Consider the following 21,797-nt stretch of genomic DNA (forward strand, 5'->3'; position numbering starts at 1 on the left):
TCGATGATCACATCCACGGAAACGAATGAGCCGGTGTTCAGGGTGACTTCGGCGTGGCGTAGCGGCTGGGCGAGCAGATTGGTGACTGCACCGTGCAGCAGGTGCTCCTGCGTCAGGTCGATGCTGATGATGCGCAGTCGATCGATATCGATGCTCAGCAGTGTGCCTCGTTTGCCTTTGCCGCCGCTGGGTGCCTGACCGGTCTCGCGCAGCAATCCTTCCTCCAGCATCTGACCGACCACATCGGAAACGGCCACGCGGCTCAATCCGGTGCGTCGGCCGAGCTCGGCGCGCGAATACTGGTTGGTGGGGAACAGCAACCTGAAGATGAGTTGGCGGTTCTTGCGGCGCACATCGGCGGGGGAGGCCTTGGCCGCATGGTCGTCGGTCGTTGTGTTGAGACCGAGATATGACATGTTTCCTCCTGCCTGATGGTGAGCGAGTGAACGGCGATTGTTGTTCCGTACACAGCTTAGACGGTGAAGCACAATTTCGTCGTTGAAACTGTTATGAAACTTCACTAATAAATTCCAGTGTACCTGTGTGAAGCGTCAGGAAACACCGTGAGTGTTCATAAGGTCCAAAATTGTTACTATCATTAACAAATAGCGAATCACCAATCGTCACTATGGCGAACGGTGGTTGGAACGCCGCGCGGCACCCGGACGTGACAAGGATGTTGCCATTATCCGCAAGACGGGCGGCGGTACGGCGACTCGCATCGGGCGGGCCGCACGGAACTGGAGGAAACCGATGCCGGAAATCATCATTGTCAAGAACGAAGCCGAGGCCGGCGAGATCTACGGCCGTTGCGTGGCGGACCTGATCAAAGCAAAGCCGGACGCTGTGCTGGGCCTGGCCACTGGTTCCAGCCCGCTGGCCGCCTATCAGGCGCTCGCCAAGATCGTCAAGGACGAGGCCATTGACGTTTCGGGCGTGCGTGGTTTCGCGCTTGATGAATACATCGGACTGCCGCTGACCCATCCCGAGTCCTATCATGCGACCATCCATCGCACTGTGGTCGAACCGCTCGGCCTGGACCCGGCCAAGGTCCATGTGCCCGGCGACGTACTTAACGGCACTCCGCTTGAAGACGGCGACAAGATCGCGCTGGCCGGCCCGGCCTATGATCGTGCCATCGAAGCCGCTGGCGGCATCGACGTGCAGATCCTCGGCATCGGCACCGACGGCCACGTCGGCTTCAACGAGCCCGGTTCCTCGCTGGCCTCCGGCACTCGCGTCAAGACCTTGGCCGAACAGACCCGCATCGACAACGCGCGCTTCTTCGACAACGACATCAACCAAGTGCCCACCCACTGCATCACGCAGGGTATTGGCACGATCATGAAGGCCCGTCACCTCGTGCTGCTGGCGTTCGGTGCCGGCAAGGCCGAAGCCATCGAGGAGACGGTGGAAGGCGGCGTGTCAGCGTTCTGCCCGGCTTCCGCGCTGCAGATGCACCCGCACGCCACGATTATCGTGGATGAGGAGGCCGCGTCCCGCCTGCGCCACAAGGACTACTACCGTTACGCCTACACCCACAAGCCGGCCTGGCAGGGCATCTGAGTTATCGTGTGCTGGCTCCCGCCAGCGGGAGCGCATGAGCGGTAAGGAGAACAACATGTCTGATAGGAACGAGATAGTCTCGCGCGTGACCGCGGCACTGGAGGGCAAGCCGGCTCCGGTGGCGATTCGTAACGCGCGCAAGGTGGATGCGCGCGGCGAACGGCGCGGATATTGGGTCGTCTCCGATGCCGCCGGCGTCATCATGGCGGCCGGCACGGGGGAGGGGACCTTCGAGCACTGCTGCCGCACGGTGGGGCTCGACCCGGCCGATCGCAACGCGGTCATCGACGCCGAAGGCCGTATTCTGACCCCCGGCTACGTGGACATCCACGCGCACGGCGCATGGGAGAAGAGCTTCGATGACGGGCCGGACGGCATCGACGTGGCGCGGGCCGGCCACGCCGTGCATGGCACCACGCGCCAGGTGCTCTCGCTGATCACCAACCCCGTGGACGTGATCTGCCGCAACATCCGCACCGTCCGCGCCACAATGGAGTCCGGCCGCCCCGACATCCTAGGCTGCCATCTGGAAGGCCCGTTCCTGGCCCTGGCCCGCAAGGGCGCACATGACCCGGAATGTCTCAAGGATCCGGTGCCTGACATCGTCGATAAGATGCTTGAGGCCTCCGGTGCCGACCCCGCCTCCGGCAAGCTTGGCTGCATCCGCCAGATCACCATCGCCCCCGAACTGCCCCACGGCATCTCCGCCATCCGCCAGTTCGCCGCTGCCGGCGTGGTGCCGGCCGTGGGCCACTGCGACGCCGACTACGAGACCGCCAAAGCCGGCTTCGACGCGGGCGCGGGCATCATGACCCACATGTTCAACGCGATGAACGGCCTGCATCACCGCGAACCCGGTCCGATTCCGGCCGCGGTGGAGGACCCGCGCGTCACCATCGAGCTCATCAACGACGGATTCCACGTGCAGGATCCGATGGTGAGCCTCTCCTTCCGGTTCGCGCCTCACCGCACGGCCTTCGTGACCGACGCGATGGCCGCCACCGACTGCCCGGACGGCGCCTACAAGTTGGGCGCGCTGGACGTGAACGTGGTCGGCGGGCATGCGCGCCTGGTCTCCAACGGCGCCATCGCCGGCTCCACTCTGCTGCTGGAGGTCGCCGTGCGCCGTGCGGTGTGCGAACTGGGCTTCAGCCCGGTGGACGCGGTCGAGGCGGCCACTCTGACGCCGGCCAAGGCGTTCGGCTTCGACCGGCCGAACCCGGTCACCGGGGTGCCGATCGGCCTCATCGCCCCCGGCTTCGCCGCCGATTTCAACCTTGCGGACCCGGCCGACTGGACGGTCGAACAGGTGTGGTGCGCGGGCCGCAAGCTCAAGTAGCAGTAGGCCGACCGGTTGACGAATGGAAGGCATTCGTCTACGAACATGGTCACATGGTGAGATGATAGTATATTTGTCTCACCATGTGACCGTTATTCACGTCGTAATACAAGAATCCGTAATACTGCTCGATACCGCATAAAACCGGCCTTGGTCGCCACAAGCGAAACATAAGTCGATGACTATGGAAACGCAGAGGTAACACATCCGCACCATAGTCAGGCGGTAATCCACGCCCGCAGTGATGACGTGGAAACAAGTTATGAGAGAGGATTCCTGTTGAATTCCAAGAAGATTCTGGCCGCCGCCGTCTCCGTGGCCGCCATCGCATCCCTGACCGCCTGCGGCGGTGTGAAGGATGACACCGCCGCAGGCGCCGATTCCGGCAACGCCATCACCATCGGCACCACCGATAAGATCACCAGCCTGGACCCCGCCGGCTCCTACGACAACGGTTCATACGCCGTGCAGATTCAGGTGTTCCCGTTCCTGTACGCCCAGGACTACAACACCTCCGAACTGAGCCCGGACATCGCCGCCGATGACGGTACCTGGAACGATGACGGCACCGAATTCACCGTCAAGCTCAAGGACGGCCTGAAGTTTGCCAACGGCAACGACCTGACCGCTTCCGACGTCAAGTTCTCCTACGATCGTATCAAGAAGATCAACGACCCGAACGGCCCGAGCTCCCTGCTCGCCAACGTCGAATCCGTGACCGCCAAGGACGACACCACCGTGGTGTTCAAGGATTCCGTGCCTTTTGACGTGACTCTGAAGCAGGTCATGTCCAGCCCCGCCGGCCCGATCGTCGATGAGGATACCTTCGACGCCGACAAGCTCACCGACGCCGACACCATCGTCTCCAAGAAGGCCTTTGCCGGCCCGTACACGCTGACCGCCTTCAAGATCAACGAGTCCGCCGCCTACGCCAAGAACGACTCCTACAAGGGCCTGACCCCGGCCAAGAACTCCGCCGTGCAGGTCAAATACTTCGCCGACGCCTCCAACCTGAAGATGGCCGTCCAGCAGGGCCAGATCGACGTGGCCAACCGCTCCCTGAGCCCGACCGACATCGAGGACCTCTCCAAGGACTCCAAGGTCAAGGTCGTCAAGGGCCCGGGCGGTGAGGAGCGCTTCATCGCCTTCAACTTCAAGATTCAGCCCTACGGCGAATCCCAGCCCGACGCCGACGCCAACAAGGCCAAGGCCGTGCGCCAGGCCGTCGCCAACCTCATCGACCGCGAAGAGCTCTCCACCAAGGTCTACAAGGGCACCTACACCCCGATGTACTCCTTCATCCCGGACGGCCTGGCCGGTCACGATGACACGCTGAAGTCCGCCTACGGCGACGGCAACGGCAAGCCGAGCACCGAGAAGGCCAAGAAGGTCCTCGCCGACGCCGGCGTCACCACCCCGGTCGACCTCAAGCTCCAGTACAACAACGACCACTACGGCTCCGTCTCCGCCGACGAGTACGCTGCTCTGAAGTCCCAGCTTGAGGCAGGCGGCCTGTTCAAGGTCGACATGCAGTCCACCGAATGGACCCAGTACAACAAGGATCGTGTGGTTACCGACGATTCCGACGGTGTGTACCCGGTCTACCAGCTTGGATGGTTCCCGGACTACTCCGACCCGGACAACTACCTGTCCCCGTTCTTCCGCGATGGTAACTTCGTGAACAACGGCTACTCCAACAAGGAAGTCAACGACCTGATCGTCAAGCAGGCCGGCGAGAAGGACGAGTCCGCTCGTGGAGACATCCTCAAGCAGATTCAGAAGCTCGAGACCGAAGACCTCTCCACCATCCCGCTGCTGCAGGGTGCCCAGGTCGCCGTCACCGGCACCTCCGTGAAGGGTGTCACCCTCGACGCTTCCTTCCGCTTCCGCTATGCCTCCGTCACCAAGGGCTGATCCAGCATGAGCTCCCCTCTTTGAGGGGGGGGAGCTGTCTGCCGACGGCAGACTGAGGGGAGCCCAACTCGTATGACTCCCCTCAGTCGGCTTCGCCGCCAGCTCCCCTCGGAGAGGGGAGCCTTTATTGCTTTATATACCGATTACCAACACCAAGGAGCATCGCGTGTCAGACAGCGCCATAGCGACCTCCAGCACCACTCCGGCGAAAGCCAAGACGAAGAAGAACCGACTGTCAGGTAGTTTCTTCCGCTTCGTGCTGACGAGGTTCCTTCTCATTATTCCCACCGTTTTCATTCTGGTCACCATCGTGTTCTTCGTGATGCGCGCCACCGGCGACCCGATTTCCGCCGCCCTGGGCGGCCGCCTGACACCCGCCGAACTCCAGCAGCGCATCCACGCGGCCGGCTATGACCGCCCGCTGATCGTGCAATACGTCGACTATCTTGGCGGCCTGCTGCACGGCGACCTCGGCACGACGCTGACCGATAACCAGCCGGTGATCAGCATTCTTACGCACTACGGCGCCGCCACATTCGAACTGGCCTTCCTCGCCCTGATTGTGGCGCTGATTGTCGGCATCGGCCTAGGCCGACTCGCCGCCCGCAAACGCGACCGTGCCGCCGACGCCGGCATCCGCACCTTCGCCATCCTGTGCTACGCCACCCCGGTGTTCTTCCTCGGCCTCGTGCTGAAGCTCATCTTCGCTGTCTGGCTCAACATCCTTCCAGCCTCCGGCCGCTCCGACCTGAACTCCGAAATGCAGTTCACCCGTCTGGTATCGCCGACTGGCTTCTACATCATCGACGCCATCCAGCTCGGCGACATGAACGTGCTCGTCGACGTGCTGCGCCACGCCGTGCTGCCGGCCGTCGCCCTAGGCCTCCTGACCGCCGGCGTGTTCATCCGTCTGGTACGCACCAACGTCATCTCCACCTACAATTCCGGCTACGTCGAGGCTGCCCGCTCGCGCGGCGTCTCCGAAAAGCGCCTGCTCAACAAGCACGCCTGGCGGCCGGCCCTGATCCCGATCATCACCGTCATGGGCATGCAGATCGCCCTGATGCTCGCCGGTGCGGTCCTGACCGAAACCACCTTCGAATGGAAGGGCCTGGGCTTCATGCTGTCCCAGTACCTGAAGGCCCGTGACTTCGTGGCCGTGCAGGGCATCGTGATCCTTATCGCCATCATCGTGGCCGTCGTCAACTTCCTCGTCGACGTCATCGCCGCGCTTATCGACCCGAGAGTGAGGTACTGAGATGACCACCGCATCCCAAGACAAGATCACCGTCCCCGGTGACGACCGCCTTACCAAGCTCAACGTCAGCACCAAGACGCCGTTCTGGACCAAGATCCCGATCATCAAGGAACTGCGCGTGGCGGTCGGCTGGCAGAAGGGCATGCTGATCACCGGTCTCGCGATCACCGCGTTCTTCCTGCTCGTGGCCCTCTTCGCCCCGCTGATCGCCCCCTACGGCCACGCCCAGATCAAGGCCGCCGACGGCACGTCCTTCCCGGCGCAGGCCGCACCCTCCGCCGAACACATCTGGGGCACCACCGCCGCCGGATTCGACGTGTTCTCCCGTGTGGTGTGGGGCGCACGCACCGCCGTCATCGCCATCGTCGTGGCCGTGCTGCTCTCCATCTTCGCCGGCGTGCTGCTCGGCCTGGTCTCCGGCTACTACGGTGGCTGGGTGGACCGCATTCTGGTGATGATCGCCGACGCCGTCTACTCCTTCCCCTCGCTGCTGCTCGCCATTCTGATGGCCATCATGATCTCCCACGGCCAGTCCGGCCTGTGGAGCGGCATTCTGGCTTCCGGCATCTCCATCACCGTGGTGTACATCCCGCAGTATTTCCGCACAATTCGCGCCGAAGTGATCCGCATCAAGGAATCCGCGTATGTCGAGTCCGCGCGCGTGGTCGGCGCCTCCACCTGGCGCATCATGACCAAGCACCTGTTCAAGAACTCCACCCGCACGTTGCCGGTGATCCTGACGCTGAACTCGTCCGAAGCCATCCTGACCCTCGCCGGCCTGGGCTTCCTCGGCTTCGGCATCGAGCCGACCGCCGCCGCCGAATGGGGCTACGACCTGAACCGCTCGGTTTCCGACGTGACCGCCGGCATCTGGTGGACTGCCGTGTTCCCGGGCATCGCCATCGTGCTCATCGTGCTCGGCATCACGCTCGTGGGCGAATCGCTCAACGATCTGGCCGACCCGCGTCTGCGCGCCCGCAAGTCCGCCGGCGAAGTGGTCGGATCGATCGAAGACACGTCCGTCGACCCAAACGAGAAGCCGACCGCACGCAACGAGGTGATTGCCGAACTCGACGCGAACGTCGACCCGCCGGCCACCGTCACCGACCATGACCCGACCATCGTCGCCTCCGAATGGACCGGCGAGGGCAAGCCGGAAGGCAAGGAGTGAGAGATGAGCGAAAACAACAAGAATCTCGCCGATATCAAGGACCTGTCCGTCTCCTTCATGACCGACGCCGGCTCCATCAAGGCCGTTGAGGACGTGAACTTCACCATTCCGCGCAAGACCGTGGTCGGCGTGGTCGGCGAATCCGGTTCCGGCAAGTCCGTGACCGCGCGCTCCATCATCAAGCTGCTGCCGGAGACGGCCACCACCTCCGGTGCCGTCTACCTGTCCAAGCGCGATGGCTCCGATTCGCTGGACGTGCTCTCCCTGAGCGGCGAACAGCTGCGCGAAGTGCGTGGTTCCGAGGCCGCGATGGTGTTCCAGGAGCCCAATTCGGTGCTGAACCCGGTGTACACCATCGGCTGGCAGATTGAAGAGGGCCTGCGCGCCCACGGCATGAAGGACAAGAAGGAACTGCGCGCCAAGGCCATCAACATCCTGAAGAAGGTCGGCATCCCGGATGCCGAAACCCGCGTGGACTACTACCCGCACCAGTTCTCCGGCGGCCAGAAGCAGCGCATCGTCATCGCCATGGCGTTGGTGCTGAACCCCGGCCTGATTCTGGCCGACGAGCCCACCACTGCCCTCGACGTGACCGTGCAAGCCGAAATTCTCGACCTGCTGCGCCTCGCCCGTGACGAGTTCGACGCCTCCGTGCTCATCATCACCCACAACATGGGCGTGATCGCGGACATCGCCGACCAGGTGGTCGTCATGTACCGCGGCCACGTGGTCGAGCAGGGCGACGTGGAGCAGATCTTCTACCATCCGAAGGACGACTACACCAAGCGACTGCTGGGTGCCGTGCCGCGCATCGGTCAGAAGCTGGTCGTGCGCGACCGCGAGGGCAAACCGATCGAGCGCAAGGCCGATTGGCGCGAACAGCCGATCGCCGTCGAGGCCAAGAACCTGACCATCACGTACCCGGGCCATCTCATGCAGCCCGACTTCAAGGCCGTGGACGGCGCGAACTTCACCATCCACCGCTCCGAAGTGCTGGGCCTGGTGGGCGAGTCCGGTTCCGGCAAGTCCACCACCGGCCGTGCCATCGCCGGCCTGCAGAAGGTGTCCGGCGGCTCCCTGAACGTGCTCGGCATCGAGATGAACGGCGTCAAGGAGCGTGACTTCAAGCCCAAGCGCGCGGACATTGGTTTCGTGTTCCAGGATCCGGGCTCCTCGTTCAACCCGCTGATGACCATCGCGGAGAATGTGGCCGAGCCGCTGCTCGTGCACCACAAGTACGGTTCCGTGGCCGATGCCAAGAACTATGTGGGCGATCTGCTGGAGATGGTCCAGCTGCCGCGCGCCTACATGAACCGTTTCCCGCATGAGCTGTCCGGCGGCCAGCGCCAGAGGGCGTCTTTGGCGCGTGGTTTGGCGTTGAAGCCGTCGCTGCTGATCGCCGATGAGCCGACTTCTGCATTGGACGTGTCGGTGCAGGCCAAGGTGTTGGAGCTGTTCAAGCGACTGCAGGCGGAAATCGGCTTCGCGTGCCTGTTCATCACCCATGATTTGGCGGTGGTCGATATGCTTGCCGACCGCATCATGGTGATGCATAAGGGCCAGATTGTGGAGCACGGCGATGCCGACCAGATTATGCAGCACCCGGAGAACCCGTACACCAAGAAGCTGCTGGCCTCCCTGCCCGTGCCCGACCCGCGCGAACAGCAGCAACACCGCGCCCACCTCCACGAGCTCCTAGCCCAAGAGGCGTAATCGCATAGCATTGGAGCTCCCTCGTCAGAGGGAGCTAACTTTATATCCGCTAGTACTGCTGCCCATCGAACTGGAACAGGGCGTGGGCGTCGCCGTGTTTTTTGTTCTCGATGTAAGTATGGAACAGCTCCAGCCGCTCGCTCGTGCTGGCCGCCAGGGGAGTGGGCAGGTCATCCAGATCGAACCAGCCGACGCTCAGGCTTTCCTCGTCGCCTACGAACGGCTCGGCATTGCCGCCGGGCTTCAGGGCGCACAGGAACGAATGATCCATGTACATGGTGTTGTCGCCATTGGCGTAGGTCAGTACCTTGTTTGACGAGGTGACGGCCACCAAATCGGTGACGATGGCATCGATGCCCGTCTCCTCCTTGATTTCGCGCACCACCGTGTCCGCCGGCTGTTCGCCCGGCTCGTTGATGCCGTAGACCATCGCCCATTCGCCCGTGTCCGAACGACGGCCCAACAGCAGTTGACCATGTTCGTTCAGTACACAACCGGTCACGCCATTGAGCCACAACAGATCATGGCCGATCTTCTTACGCAATTCCAACACAAATTCCGGAGTGGACACATTGCCTCCTTAGTAGAAAAGAAGCTCCCTCATCAGAGGGAGCTTAGGTTACTTCGCTTGGGCAGCCTGCTCGGCCATCCAGGCTTCGACGTCGTCGATCTGCTTCGGGATGCCGGCGGAAATCCATTCGGGGCCGTTCTCGGTCATGAGCACGTCGTCCTCGATGCGGATGCCGATGCCGCGGTATTCCGGCGGAATCAGCAGATCATCCTCGCGGAAGTACAGGCCGGGCTCGATCGTGAAGATCATGCCCGGGCGAATCGGCGCGCTCTGATAGGACTCGAAACGGGCCTGCGCGCAATCATGCACATCAAGACCCAGGTGGTGGGCCACGCCGCAGGCGAGCCAACGGCGGTGCTGCTGGCCTTGCGGGGACAGCGACTCCTCGACGCTCACCGGCAGCAGACCCCAATCGTGCAGACGCTCGGCGATCACACGCATGCAGGCGTGGTGGATGTCGGAGTAGGTGGCACCCGGCTTGGCGGCTTCGAAACCGGCCTGCTGCGAGTCGAGCACGGCCTGGTACAGACGCTTCTGGAAGTCGGTGAACTTGCCGTTGGTCGGGAAGGTGCGGGTGATGTCGGCCGTGTACAGGGAATCGACCTCAACGCCGGCATCCACCAGCAGCATGTCGCCGGTCTTCACCACACCGGTGTTGCGCATCCAGTGCAGAATCGGGGCGTGGGGGCCGGAGGCCACGATGGAGTCGTAACCGACGGCGTTGCCCAGTTCACGGGACACGGCGTTGAACGCGCCTTCGAGGATACGCTCGGAGCGCGGCTTGTCGAGCGCGGCCGGCAGTGCGGAGAGCAGACGGTCGAAGCCATGCTTGGTGGCGTCCACGGCCTTGCGCATTTCGTTGATTTCGTAGCCGTCCTTGACCATGCGTGCCTCGGCGGCGAACTCGTGCAGCTTGTCGTCGGATGCGGAGTTCTTGTCCGGATCGGCGAAACCGTTGGCCTCGCGGATGGATTCAACCATCGAAGTGATTTGCGGGTCGGTTTCGCTGACCACGCGCACGCGTACGGCGCCGGCTTCGGCACCCACGTCCTTGGACAGGGCGTCGGCCAGCTGGGCGATGTCGTGGGTTTCGATGCCGGTCATCGCCTGCATCTCCTTGAGACCGGCACGCGGGCCAACCCAGTATTCGCCGTAGTGGGCGGACATGAAGAAGTCCTCGGTGGAGTTGTCGGCGCGCGGCGCCACGAACAGTTCCGGAGTGTGCGTCTTGCCGGCGGCGGCTTCGGGGGAGTCGGGGTCGACCGGGTTCAGGACCAGCACGGCGCCGGCCTCGTAATCGGAACCCAGACCGGTGTAGTAGGCGAACGTGGTGTCCGGGCGGAACATGTAATCGCAATCATTGTTGCGCACCTTCGGCTGGCCGGCCGGAATGACCAGACGTTCGCCCGGGAAGGCCTTGCCCAGCGCCTCAAGGCGGGCTGGCGTGAACTTGGAGGATTCGAGAGGATTAATCTCCGGATCATCGTCGGCCCAGCCGGACTTCATGAACTCCTTGAATGCGGCCGACTGCGGGCGCAGCGAGCGGTTGTTCACGCGGTCGCTCATCGACTGGTTCGCGCCCGGTGCCGTAGCGCGCTCTTCGGCCTCATATTCCTTGTCCTTGGCGGTGATCACTTCACCCATTGCCACTCTCCTGTATGTAGTTGTTGTCGAATCATCGATTCCCACCTCATATTAGTCGGCTTTATGCGATGTGCCACGATTGACGGCTGACGGTAAAACCAAGTACGGAATTTGGACGGTCTTCCGGACATGCCCATATGGCGAGTGCGGCGGGCTGGAATGCGGGCCCGTTTATTGTTCTCGGTAGGGAAGGAGAGGGGCATGGGCTTGGGCTGGAGCTTGCCGATTGATATTGACATATTCTGTGGGCTGAATCCATGTGAACCCATGCGATGAAGGTTTATCGCGTCGCGGGACTCACTGCTATGCGGAGGTCTCCACCTGAGGCACCCCGGCTTTGATCAGTTTTACCCGCAGCGGAGTACGTTCGATGACGTCGGCGTATGTGAAATGGACGATTTCGGTGGCACCGGCTCGTTTCAGTCCCTCGTCGCGTGCGCGTTCCTTGGCCACCACCTCCTGAATGCTGCGGTTATCGGTCATGGCTGGGTCCACGTATTTTTGTGTGCCGTCGTATTCGGCCACTATCACGCGCCCGTCATCGAGCTTCCATACGAAATCAACGCGGTACTCGGTATTCGTCTGTGGGTCGGTCACCGTTACCTGAATACGCGGCGTGAGGAAGCGATCTTCGATGATGGTGCCTCGCGCGAGGGATTCTCCACCATTCTCGCTCCTTTCGTTTGCATAGCGCAGCAGGCGGAATACTCGGGCATAATCGATTCTCCATTGAACGCAGTCGGCGGCTATCTCTTCCTTGGTTATTCCCTTGGCAAGGGCCGAGTCAAAGATCGGTAACGCAAACCGAAAATCAAGGTCTATAGCGGCCTCGACCAAGGTTCTAGCCGGTGATATCAGGGATAGGCCGGAGGCCTCGTAATGTGTCTTCGGATTGTTCATATCGGGCATATAGACATGTCGTAAGCGCTGATGGCATTGACGAGATCCATGATCGGAAGTCACGATGGTTATGCAGTCATCATGCAAATGCCATTGATGTTCGAATCCATAGGCACTTACTGCCACCAAGCCGCCAAAAACCCACTGAGGATGCTCTTGCGCAAGAGCGCGGGCTATATGCAACGTTCGCTCCGGCGGCGTCAAACCATCCCAGTATGCAGTATTTGCATAAAGACTGGGAATGCCGTCATACACTTTCAACAACTCACCACTCTGGGCACGGCGGCGTAGAGCGGTCTGTTCCGCTTCATTTCTTGAATAGACGCATCTCAGCTCATTCTGCGCGGCTGATATGAGCGAGGCCACTGCTTTGTGTGTCTTCATGACGTCGAGCGTAGCCGGAACGAAGCAGCGTAAGTATGAATTTCAGCCATTGTGGTTCTAGCCTCGGAGCTTGGCTGTCTTGGAGCGAGATACTCCCGATAATTTCAAGGTATTAGGCCGCTAATTCGGAATAGTGGATAACACACAAAACTTATCCACCATCAGTAATGTCATTCGAACAACGTGCTTTGGGGATTCGAACAAGATATCATCGGCGAAGGCGGATGTAGCTGGTAGAGGGCGGCGAATTGACGGTTAACGGTGCTTATGCTTTGTACGCCGTCGGTGCTGGTTCAGATATTGGCTGGCTTCTGTCTGAGTGTGGAATCTAGCGTCGGCGTGAGTCCAATGGTTGTATCGGGGCCGACGATTTGCTGCAATTTATTGGCGGCATAGATCCAGGGCTTGGACGGCTGCCGACGGTGAGAGCAGTCATAACAGTGAATGAGCCTCTGCGAGTTCAAAAGATGATGTAGAGGACGTTTGTGAGAGTCGTTTCCGGGGCAAGACATGGTCGATTGACGACGTTGAAATTTCTCAACGACGGCAGAATGGCATGCCTTGGCGAGGAGACGACACTGAGAGGCGATGGAGTCGGGATTAATCCAGGTTTTGGCCAGCCACCGACTCGCAAGAGCATCATAGCGTCGGTGTACCGCCAGAAGCTGGCACTGTACCGACGCTGAATAGCATCAGCGTCGCCGGACATACAAGTTTTGGATTGCAGCCGACTAAGAATGAGATGCCGACGGCAAGAGCCGCATTGCAACTATATGAGACGGCTTCACTGTGCGTGGCTGCAGGTAGAGACTGCCCGCGCGGCGGCGACATATGAGACGGTTTCACTGTGCGCGCACGATAAACCACCCCGGCGGCTAGGATAGAGGGAATTGAGGGAGTGCGGCTCCACGCGTGAAGGCAAGAATCCCGAACCATGCGGGGCAAACCTGTGCAAGGGGAGCTTCCTGCGCATGCGGAAGCGGAATATATGCGGGCATGCGTAGACATGACGAGAATGGCGCGAACACGTAAGTGGCATACGCACTCCGAACGGCGCAACAGCAACACGAGCAGAGGTTAGAAGAGGATATGTCATTCGAGCATCCGAATCGGAACAATGAGAGCATGCGGGACGTCGAACTGGACATCATGAGCCGCCCGCCGGAGCATAACACCACCAATCTGGATCTCGACCGGATGAACCTGATGCTCGACATCCTGGGCCACCCGGAGCAGTCGTTCCGCGTGATTCATATCACCGGCACCAACGGCAAAGGCTCCACCGCACGCATGGCCGAGGCCATCTGCCGCGCCTACGGTATGCGCACCGGCCTGTACACGTCGCCGCATCTGGAGAAGATCAACGAGCGTATCGCCATCGACGGCCAGCAGCTGTCCGATGACGATTTCATCGACATCTGGGACCAGACCAAGGATCTCGTGGCCCTGGTGGACGCCAAGATGGAGGAGCAAGGCAAGCCGAAGATGAGCTTCTTCGAGGTGCTCACCGCCATGGCCATCTGGAAGTTCGCCGACACGCCCGTGGACGTGGCCATCGTCGAGGTCGGCATGGGAGGCCTGTGGGACGCCACCAACGTGCTCAACGCGGATGCGGCCATCATCGGCCCGGTGGACATGGACCACATGCAGTGGCTGGGCGACACCGTCGAACAGATCGCCACCGAGAAGGCCGGTATCATCAAGCCGAACTGCACCGCCATCATCGGGCCTCAGCCGCATGAGGAAGCCGTCATGCCGATTCTCGCCGAAGCCGCCGAACGCAACCACGCCATGCTCGTGCGCGACGGCTACGAAATGACCGTGTCCGACCGTATGGCCGCAGTCGGCGGCCAGGTCGCCACCCTGACCACGCCCAACGGCACTTACGAGGGCGTGCCGATCGCCAAGTTCGGCGAGCATCAGGCCCACAACGCGCTTGCCGCGCTTGCCGCCTCTGAAGTGGTGATTCCGGTCAACGGTCCGCTGGACGGCGACTTGGTGGGCGAGGCGTTGAGCTCGGTCAAGATTCCCGGACGCATCGAACAGATCCGCACCTCACCGACCATCATTCTGGATGGCGGACACAACGTGAATGCCGCCGAAGCCCTGCGCAAGGCCATCGAGGAAAGCTACGACTTCAAGCAGCTGGTCGGTGTGGTCGCCATGATGCGCGACAAGCAGGTCGAGGAATATCTGGGTGTTCTGGAGCCGATCCTGAGCTCCGTGGTGGTCACCGAGAATTCGTGGCGCGAGCGTGTGATGCCGGCCGACGAGCTTGAGAAGATTGCCGTGGACGTGTTCGGTCGTGACCGTGTGATCAAGGAAGCGAACCTGCCTGACGCGATTCAGACCGCCGTCAATATGGTCGATGCCGAGGACGAGCTGGGCGTGGGCTACGGCCACGGCGTGCTTATCTGCGGCAGCTTCGTCACCGCCGGCGACGCACGCCTGATGCTTGAGGAGCATGCCAGCCCCACGATGAGGCAGGCTATGGCCGTTCATCAGCCGGCAGTTGACCCGGACGATTCGGATCAGCCGGCAGACAAGGCCGAGGATGAGGCCGCCGACAACCTCGAGGATTCGGTGAGCCCGGACGACTTCGACGTGTTCGACGTCCTCGGCCTCGGCAAGGAACAGGCCAGTGACGCCGGTAACGCCGGCACCGGCACGGCCAGCGCCGACACAGGCGCCGTCACCGACGATTCCGCCGACGTCCGGTAACCCGCATCCAAGGCATATCGGATACCCGGACACCCGGCATACGGAAAACAGTCTCACGCCATGTATCTCAAGGAACTCACCCTCCGCGGATTCAAATCCTTCGCCTCCGCCACCACGCTGCGCTTCGAGCCCGGCATCACGGCGGTCGTCGGCCCCAACGGTTCGGGCAAGTCGAACATCGTCGACGCCCTGATCTGGGTGATGGGTGAGCAGGGCGCCAAAAACCTGCGCGGCACTTCGATGGAGGACGTGATTTTCGCAGGCACGTCCTCTCGCCCGCCATTAGGCCGTGCACAGGTGAGCCTGACCATCGATAATTCCGATCACACGCTCGATATCGATTACACGGAAGTCACCATCTCCCGCACCATCTTCCGCAACGGAGGCTCCGAATACGCGATCAACGGCTCGCAATGCCGCCTGCTCGACATTCAGGAACTCCTCTCCGATACCGGTCTTGGCCAGCAGATGCATGTGATCGTAGGCCAGGGACGATTGGATGCGATTCTGAAGGCCGACCCGTCCGGCCACCGTGCGTTCATCGAAGAGGCCGCCGGCATCCTGAAGCACCGCAAGCGCAAGGAACGCGCGTTGCGCAAGCTGGCCAATACCGAAACGAACCTGAGCCGACTCGACGATTTGCTGGGGGAGATTCACCGCCAACTCGGCCCCCTCGGACGCCAGGCACGTATCTCCCGGCGCGCCGACGCGATTCAGATATCCGTACGCGACGCCCAAGCCCGCCTGTACGCCGAAGACGCTCAACGCTCGATGAGCCGTCGCGACACGGTACGTCAAGAGCTTGGCGCTGTGCGTAACCAGCTGGCCGTCGCCCAACGTGAACTCGCCCAAGTCAAAGTACGCATCGAACAGGTCGAGGCGTTGAGCTCCGAATCCAGTCCGGCCATCGCCAAGGCCAACCAATACTGGCATGAATTCTCGCAGACCCGTGAACGACTGAACGCGCTCGCCCAGTTGGCCGAAGAGCGCAGCCGGTCACTCGCCGGCCAGATCGTCACCAACTTCGGTGAGGATCCCGGCATGCTCGTCAAACGAGCCGAGGAACTGGAGTCTCAGGCCGCGGCACAGACCAAGGCCGTGGCCGATGCGCGCATCGCACTCGACAAGGCCACCGAGGAACGCGCCGACGACGAGAAGAAGCTTGCTTCAGTCCGTCAGACCTTGACGGAACTGCGCAAAACCGCACAGGAGCGCGATGCGCAAATCGCCCGACTGCGCGAACTCATCGCCCGCGAGGAATCCGCCGTACAACTGGCGACCAGCCGCGCCAAGGATTACGCCTCCCAACGCGACTCGCTGACTTCCCAGCGCGACGATGCCCAGCAACAGCTGGACGCATTGCGCAGCGAAGCGGACTCCATTGCCGACGATGACGGTGCCGCATTGGACGCCGCACGTGCGACGCTCGCCGAATGCCGCGAACGACTGAATGAACGCGCCGATAAGCAGCGCGAGATACAGTCCAAGATCATCTCGCTCAAAGCCAAGGCCGATGCGCTTGCCGACACGCTAGGCAGCCGCAATGCTTCCGGATCGTTGGAGCGTGATACGGACGTGGCCTCGCTTGGCCGACTCACCGACTTCATCCATGTGGCCGAAGGCTGGGAAGATGCCGTGGCCCACGCGCTCGACCAGTATGCCAGCGCCATCGTGGTGCCCGAGGCAGGCAACATGTTGCACGCCCTCGAACGCGCTCGGGAAGATAAGCTCGGCAAAGCCGTGGTGCTGACCGCGAGCATTGCCGGCGATCCCGCCACAGAGCCGGGCACGGAGTCGGAGGAGAGTAGCGCCGAGAACGCGGGGGCCGCTCCGCAATCGGGCAACGCGCTGGCAGCACTCGTCACCGCGAACCCGGATGCCGAGAACCCGGCACAGGCCGAAGCGGTCGTGCGCACCGTGCGTCTCCTGCTGGCTGATGTAGCCGCGGCCGGCACCGCCGACGAAGCCCAACAGATTGTGGCATTCGGCGAAGCCATGCGGGCCGTCACCAAGAACGGCGAGACCTTCACACACGGCGTGGCGGCGGTCGGCGGCTCTTCAATCTCTCAATCGGACCTGTCTCTGGCCGCCCGCCGAGACAAAGCATTGGCACAGGTCAAACAGTTGACCGCCCAAGACGGCGGAATGGCTGAGCAAGTGGCCGAGGCCAAAACCAAGCGCGATGAAGCGGCTCGACTCGTCGACCAGGAATCCGCCAAACGCACCGAAGCCCGGCTCAAAGCCCAGCAGGCGGAGAAATCTCTGAAATCCGCCACAGATCGCGTCGCATCGTTCACCCGTCAGCTCGAGCAGCTGGATAGGAAAATCACCGAGACCCAAGAGAATCGCAACGAGCATCAGCTCAAGCTTGACGACCTCAATCGCGCTTTGGCATCGGCCCAGCAATCCACAGCGGAACATGCCGATTTCGACGAACTCGATGAACGCGAACGCACGCTGGAGCGCGAACTGAACCTGACTCGCGAGCATGAGGTCGCCGCAAAAATCGCGTGGACCGAAGCAAGCCGCAAAGGGGAGTCACTGAGCCGACAGGCCGGGCTGCTGCGGGACAACGCCAAAGAAACCGCCGAACGCCGCGCCCGCATCGAGGCGTTGAACGATCGCAGACGCGAGCAGGCCGCACACCTGCAAGGCGTGGCCGATGACGCGCGAGCAGTGGCCGCCATGGTAGAGCATACGCTGCATGACGTGGCCGCCAAACGAGACGAGCTGCAGGCCGCCGCCTCCAGCCATGACGAGGAACTCAAGGCCCTGCGCGCGCAGCGCAACCAGATCGAGCCCAAGGTCACCGATCTGACCGGGCGCGAACATGCCTTGGATGTAAACCGCGAACGGTTGGCCGCCGAATCCGGGCAGCTCATGCAAAAAGTGTCCGACGAACTCGGTCTCACTTTGGAGGAATTGGTTAGTGATTACGGCCCCGAACAGCCGGTGCCCGTGCTGGATGATGAGGGCAACCCTGTGTCGTTGGATGAGACGGAAGCTGAGGCTGAGACCGAAGAGGGAGAAACCGGGGGAGAGACCGGCACCAACGGCGATTCCGACCGCTTTAAGACCGTGCCGTATAACCGTCAGGAGCAGAAGAAGCGTCTCGATAAGGCTCGCCGCGATCTGGCCGCACTCGGCAAGATCAACCCTTTGGCCACCGAGGAATTCGAAGCGCTTGAGGAGCGGAACAAGTATCTCAATGATCAGCGCAACGATGTGGTCAAATCACGTGACGATTTGATGCAGCTCATCAAGGATCTCGATTCCACGATGGTCCAGGTATTCAAATCCGCGTTCGACGATACCGCCGAGGCATTCGAGCAGATGTTCGCCACGCTGTTCCCAGGCGGCACCGGGCGACTGCGCCTGGAAAACCCGGAAGACATGCTCACCACCGGCGTACTGGTCGAGGCCAGCCCGGCCGGCAAGCGCGTCAAACAGCTGAGCCTCCTGTCCGGCGGCGAACGTTCACTGACCGCGCTGGCGTTGCTGTTCGCGATTTTCACCGCCCGCCCCAGCCCGTTCTATGTGATGGACGAGGTCGAGGCCGCGTTGGACGACGTGAACCTGACCCGTTTGATTAATGCGTTCAATGAGCTACGCGCCCATGCGCAGCTCATCATTATTACTCACCAGCAACGCACCATGTCGATTGCCGACGCGCTCTACGGCGTAGCCATGCGAGCCGACGGCGTAACAGCCGTGGTGAGCCAAAAACTCGAACGATAAATGAATGGTTCCTGCTGGTAGGAACTGGCGCCACAGGTGACAGAGGGTGGTCCATCTCGAAAGACCACCCTCAGTTTCGCTTCGCTCGACAGCTCCCACCAGCGGGAGCGGGGTGGTATTAGCGTAATGCCTTGCGCACGCCCTGCACAGTCTGCAGCGTCTTGTAGAAGACCTTCTTGATGGGTACGTCGCGGGCGGGGGCCACCGGGGTGATTTCCTCGGTGAACTTGCACTTGAACTCGTTAAGCCCCTTGAGCGACGGCGCGAAATCGGAGCCGATGCCCATCAGATCGTATTCCGTAATACCCTGCGAGCCCAGGATGCAGCATTCGGAATACAGCAGCTTGTCGGTCACATGCAGACGCATAACCTCGTTGCGCATGCCGGCATAGTAGCGCACCGCATGCGTGCCGTTCACGGTGACAATCGACCATGCCACCACACGGTCTTCAATACGTGCGGCGAACACACGGCAATGATCGGCACCCAACGCGCCGATCATATCGGAGTAGTCGCTCATCGGAGCAGGCGTGAATCCATCGCGCTGGCCGGTTTCGACCATCACATCGTAATATTCGGAGAAATCGGTCAGGGCCTTATCCGTCTCATCGGCAACCTCGGCCGGGCATTCACGTAGAGACTTGCGCACGTCACGGCGTCCACGACGCTTCATCCGAGCCAGAATCTCATCATCGCCACCGGTGACGTCGATGACCACGGTCTGGTCGTACGGCACTGTGGACAGTACCTTCTCCGTACCATCGGCGAACCAGGTGTCGATACGCAGGAACGCGATGCTCTTGTCGGCCTTCTTGACGGTGTCCACGATGGCGTCGACGACCTCGCGCTCCTCAGCCTCGGTGGGCTTGGCGACCCACGCCGGCCCATGCATCGAGCGCAGATAATGATAACCGTGCGTCTCAAAATCGATAAAGGAGATCACGGCGACCAATTCACCATCACGCTTGATCAGATAATTGCCCCATGGTGTGCGTCCGTCGATATCCGCCTGAAAACCAGACCAAACCTTGGTCTGTTCGATAGGCAACGTGATGCCGGCCTTCTCGGCTTCGGCTTCCAGTGTGGCTCCGTCAACTTTCTCCAACGTGATCATTACGATTCAGCTATCCTTTTTCGTTCGTATCCGTATGTCGTGTTTCTGGTTTGGTCGTATTGCGCGTGATCTGATGTGGGCCAATCGGGATCCGATCAGGATTTGATTGGCCGGAATCCCGTCACAAGCCAAACATGCGTTCGACGACGTGATCGTCGCCGTCGAACGGCACATGCTTGTGATGGTCCTTGATCCAACGCTCGTTGCCCTTGCCGATGATCAGCAGGACGTTGAATCGGTCGGCGTGCGTACGGGCATCGTAAATGGCGTTGGTGATGGCCGTCGGACGGTCGGAAATCACCGTGGAGGCCACATCCTTGTTCGTGATGTAGCCTTGCATTTCCATGCAGATGTCGATGATCGACTCGGTGTCCGTATCTTCGGCGGTGAAAATGAAGTTCGCGATACGGTTCTCGGCAGCCTCGACGATTTCCTTACGGCGATCGTAGGCTTTGTTGCCGGCCGATCCGGTCACCAGCGTGATACGCGGGTTTTCCTCGCCCCAACGCTCGTAGACGAAGTCAAGCAGCGCGGTGACGGATGCGTAGTTGTGCGCATAATCGACGATGGCGAGCGTGTTTGACTGCGGGTCGCGGAACTGTTCCATACGGCCGGCGATACGTACGGATTCGATGGCGTGCAGTGCGTCGGCGTCATCGAGCGATACGCCAACCGCATGGGCGATGGCGATGGCTGCCGCCGCATTGAGGTAGTTGAAGTCGCCATCGATGGACAGATGGTAGTCGCCAAGGGCCTGATCTCCGTCGGTGATGTGGAAGGAGGCGTGCGCCGGGTCGGCGGGCCAGGCGACGACGTCCGCACTGGTGCCGGCATTATCCGCGTCATGCAGGGCGAAGGTGGTCACGCCGATGCCGGCTGCCTCCGCGTCCTCCCGCAACAGATCGGCGTGCAGACTGTCCGCGCCGAGTACCAGCGACTTCGCGTTGACGATGATCTGGCGCTTGCAATACAGGTAATCCTCGAACGTGGGGTGTTCGATCGGGCTGATGTGGTCGGGGGAGATGTTGAGGAACGCGGCCACATCGAAAGTCAGGCCATAGACGCGGTCCACCTTGTACGCCTGGGAGGAAACCTCCATCACCAGATACTTCATGCCGTTATCGGCCGCTTCGCGCATCATGCGGAAGGCGTCCATCGATTCGGGCGTGGTCAGATCGGACTCGACGTAGGTGTGGCCGTCAAGGCAATTATCGACCGAGGAGAACAATGCGGCCTTGCCTCCGGAGACGGCGTTGATAAGCGCCTGCGTGAAGTACGAGGTGGTCGTCTTGCCCTTGGTGCCGGTGACGCCGATGACCGTGAGCTCGTTCTGCGGATATCCGTAGAACGCGGCGGACAGCAGGCTCATCGCCTTACGTGCGTCGCTGACGATCAGGCCGGGGGTGGCGGTTGCGGCTGAGTACCCGGTTTCGGCCACGTATGCGGCCAGGCCGGCTTCGTCGATGCCGTTCAGATACTCGGCCTTGAACTGGCCCTTGCAGCACAGCAGGGCACCCGGCGTGACCTTGCGGGTGTCGTAGGTGATGCCGGCGAACGGCTCATCCGCCGAAGCGATACGGGCCGGGTCGTCGGTCCAGACATCCCCTTGGATGATTTCACGCAGCAGATGGTGTTCCTTGAGCAGGTCAGCGGCCGAAGCCAAAGTCAAAGCCATAATTGTTACTCCCTATTATCTAGCCGATACGCCATTCTACAGGTGGGGTGCAGCGTGTTGTGGCTCACACGTCATCGACCACGATATGG

The 21,797-nt window shown here is 61.4% G+C and carries 13 protein-coding genes and 1 pseudogene; 8 read left to right on the plus strand and 6 right to left on the minus strand.

The features are described from left to right. A pseudogene (locus tag Q5H31_RS06625) lies at nucleotides 1-416 on the minus strand (NagC family transcriptional regulator); the annotation flags it as partial. A gap of 337 nt (nucleotides 417-753) precedes the next feature. On the opposite strand from Q5H31_RS06625, the gene nagB reads away from it, so the two are divergent. From nagB to Q5H31_RS06655, 6 genes are all read left to right on the plus strand, one after another. Further along, nucleotides 754-1,566: a glucosamine-6-phosphate deaminase gene (gene nagB, locus Q5H31_RS06630; protein ID WP_007057381.1), complete on the plus strand. Its 813-nt coding sequence runs from the start codon at nucleotides 754-756 to the stop codon at nucleotides 1,564-1,566. 55 nt (nucleotides 1,567-1,621) lie between these two features. Then, nucleotides 1,622-2,905, plus strand: coding sequence for an N-acetylglucosamine-6-phosphate deacetylase (locus Q5H31_RS06635; RefSeq protein ID WP_065444256.1), 1,284 nt, complete (start codon nucleotides 1,622-1,624; stop codon nucleotides 2,903-2,905). A gap of 279 nt (nucleotides 2,906-3,184) precedes the next feature. Beyond that, the gene (locus tag Q5H31_RS06640; protein ID WP_011068000.1) at nucleotides 3,185-4,819 is read left to right on the plus strand and encodes an ABC transporter substrate-binding protein; all 1,635 of its coding nucleotides are present in this window, start codon (nucleotides 3,185-3,187) and stop codon (nucleotides 4,817-4,819) included. Nucleotides 4,820-4,985: 166 nt separating this feature from the next. Further along, nucleotides 4,986-6,077 (plus strand): ABC transporter permease, encoded by a 1,092-nt coding sequence (locus Q5H31_RS06645; RefSeq protein ID WP_007052566.1) that lies wholly within the window; start codon nucleotides 4,986-4,988, stop codon nucleotides 6,075-6,077. Nucleotide 6,078: 1 nt separating this feature from the next. Beyond that, nucleotides 6,079-7,248, plus strand: a complete 1,170-nt coding sequence (locus Q5H31_RS06650; RefSeq protein ID WP_007052567.1) for an ABC transporter permease — start codon at nucleotides 6,079-6,081, stop codon at nucleotides 7,246-7,248. A 3-nt stretch (nucleotides 7,249-7,251) separates the two neighbouring features. After that, entirely contained in the window at nucleotides 7,252-8,961 is a 1,710-nt protein-coding gene (locus tag Q5H31_RS06655) for an ABC transporter ATP-binding protein (RefSeq protein WP_007052568.1), read from the plus strand. Nucleotides 8,962-9,010: 49 nt separating this feature from the next. On the opposite strand, the gene Q5H31_RS06660 is transcribed toward Q5H31_RS06655, so the two are convergent. From Q5H31_RS06660 to Q5H31_RS06670, 3 genes are all read right to left on the minus strand, one after another. Beyond that, nucleotides 9,011-9,532, minus strand: coding sequence for an NUDIX domain-containing protein (locus Q5H31_RS06660; RefSeq protein WP_007057255.1), 522 nt, complete (start codon nucleotides 9,530-9,532; stop codon nucleotides 9,011-9,013). Nucleotides 9,533-9,580: 48 nt separating this feature from the next. After that, nucleotides 9,581-11,176: an aminopeptidase P family protein gene (locus Q5H31_RS06665; protein WP_023658450.1), complete on the minus strand. Its 1,596-nt coding sequence runs from the start codon at nucleotides 11,174-11,176 to the stop codon at nucleotides 9,581-9,583. A 303-nt stretch (nucleotides 11,177-11,479) separates the two neighbouring features. Continuing rightward, a complete protein-coding gene (locus Q5H31_RS06670; RefSeq protein ID WP_007057256.1) occupies nucleotides 11,480-12,331 on the minus strand; it encodes a hypothetical protein in 852 nt (283 codons plus the stop codon). 1,254 nt (nucleotides 12,332-13,585) lie between these two features. On the opposite strand from Q5H31_RS06670, the gene Q5H31_RS06675 reads away from it, so the two are divergent. Continuing rightward, nucleotides 13,586-15,181 (plus strand): folylpolyglutamate synthase/dihydrofolate synthase family protein, encoded by a 1,596-nt coding sequence (locus Q5H31_RS06675; RefSeq protein ID WP_007058593.1) that lies wholly within the window; start codon nucleotides 13,586-13,588, stop codon nucleotides 15,179-15,181. Nucleotides 15,182-15,241: 60 nt separating this feature from the next. Continuing rightward, entirely contained in the window at nucleotides 15,242-18,919 is a 3,678-nt protein-coding gene (gene smc, locus Q5H31_RS06680; RefSeq protein ID WP_302457619.1) for a chromosome segregation protein SMC, read from the plus strand. A gap of 118 nt (nucleotides 18,920-19,037) precedes the next feature. Here the strand turns inward: smc and Q5H31_RS06685 are convergent, their stop codons facing one another. Together Q5H31_RS06685 and Q5H31_RS06690 are read right to left on the minus strand one after the other, a co-directional pair. Beyond that, on the minus strand, nucleotides 19,038-20,033 hold the full coding sequence (locus tag Q5H31_RS06685) for a GNAT family N-acetyltransferase (RefSeq protein ID WP_118248776.1): 996 nt from the start codon (nucleotides 20,031-20,033) through the stop codon (nucleotides 19,038-19,040). 121 nt (nucleotides 20,034-20,154) lie between these two features. Beyond that, nucleotides 20,155-21,708 carry a UDP-N-acetylmuramoyl-L-alanyl-D-glutamate--2,6-diaminopimelate ligase gene (locus Q5H31_RS06690; protein ID WP_302457620.1) on the minus strand — a complete coding sequence of 518 codons (1,554 nt, stop codon included), beginning with the start codon at nucleotides 21,706-21,708 and terminating at the stop codon, nucleotides 20,155-20,157. Between the last annotated feature and the right edge of the window lie 89 nt (nucleotides 21,709-21,797).

The sequence above is a fragment of the uncultured Bifidobacterium sp. genome (assembly GCF_959020155.1).
Lineage (GTDB): Bacteria > Actinomycetota > Actinomycetes > Actinomycetales > Bifidobacteriaceae > Bifidobacterium.

Excerpts from the sequence above, each read along its gene's own strand:
- Q5H31_RS06635 (WP_065444256.1), top strand. The coding sequence starts at position 1,622 with ATGTCTGATAGGAACGAGATAGTCTCGCGCGTGACCGCGGCACTGGAG.
- Q5H31_RS06650 (WP_007052567.1), top strand. The coding sequence starts at position 6,079 with ATGACCACCGCATCCCAAGACAAGATCACCGTCCCCGGTGACGACCGC.
- Q5H31_RS06665 (WP_023658450.1), bottom strand. The coding sequence starts at position 11,176 with ATGGGTGAAGTGATCACCGCCAAGGACAAGGAATATGAGGCCGAAGAG.
- smc (WP_302457619.1), top strand. The coding sequence starts at position 15,242 with ATGTATCTCAAGGAACTCACCCTCCGCGGATTCAAATCCTTCGCCTCC.
- Q5H31_RS06685 (WP_118248776.1), bottom strand. The coding sequence starts at position 20,033 with ATGATCACGTTGGAGAAAGTTGACGGAGCCACACTGGAAGCCGAAGCC.
- Q5H31_RS06655 (WP_007052568.1), top strand. The coding sequence starts at position 7,252 with ATGAGCGAAAACAACAAGAATCTCGCCGATATCAAGGACCTGTCCGTC.
- Q5H31_RS06675 (WP_007058593.1), top strand. The coding sequence starts at position 13,586 with ATGCGGGACGTCGAACTGGACATCATGAGCCGCCCGCCGGAGCATAAC.
- nagB (WP_007057381.1), top strand. The coding sequence starts at position 754 with ATGCCGGAAATCATCATTGTCAAGAACGAAGCCGAGGCCGGCGAGATC.
- Q5H31_RS06690 (WP_302457620.1), bottom strand. The coding sequence starts at position 21,708 with ATGGCTTTGACTTTGGCTTCGGCCGCTGACCTGCTCAAGGAACACCAT.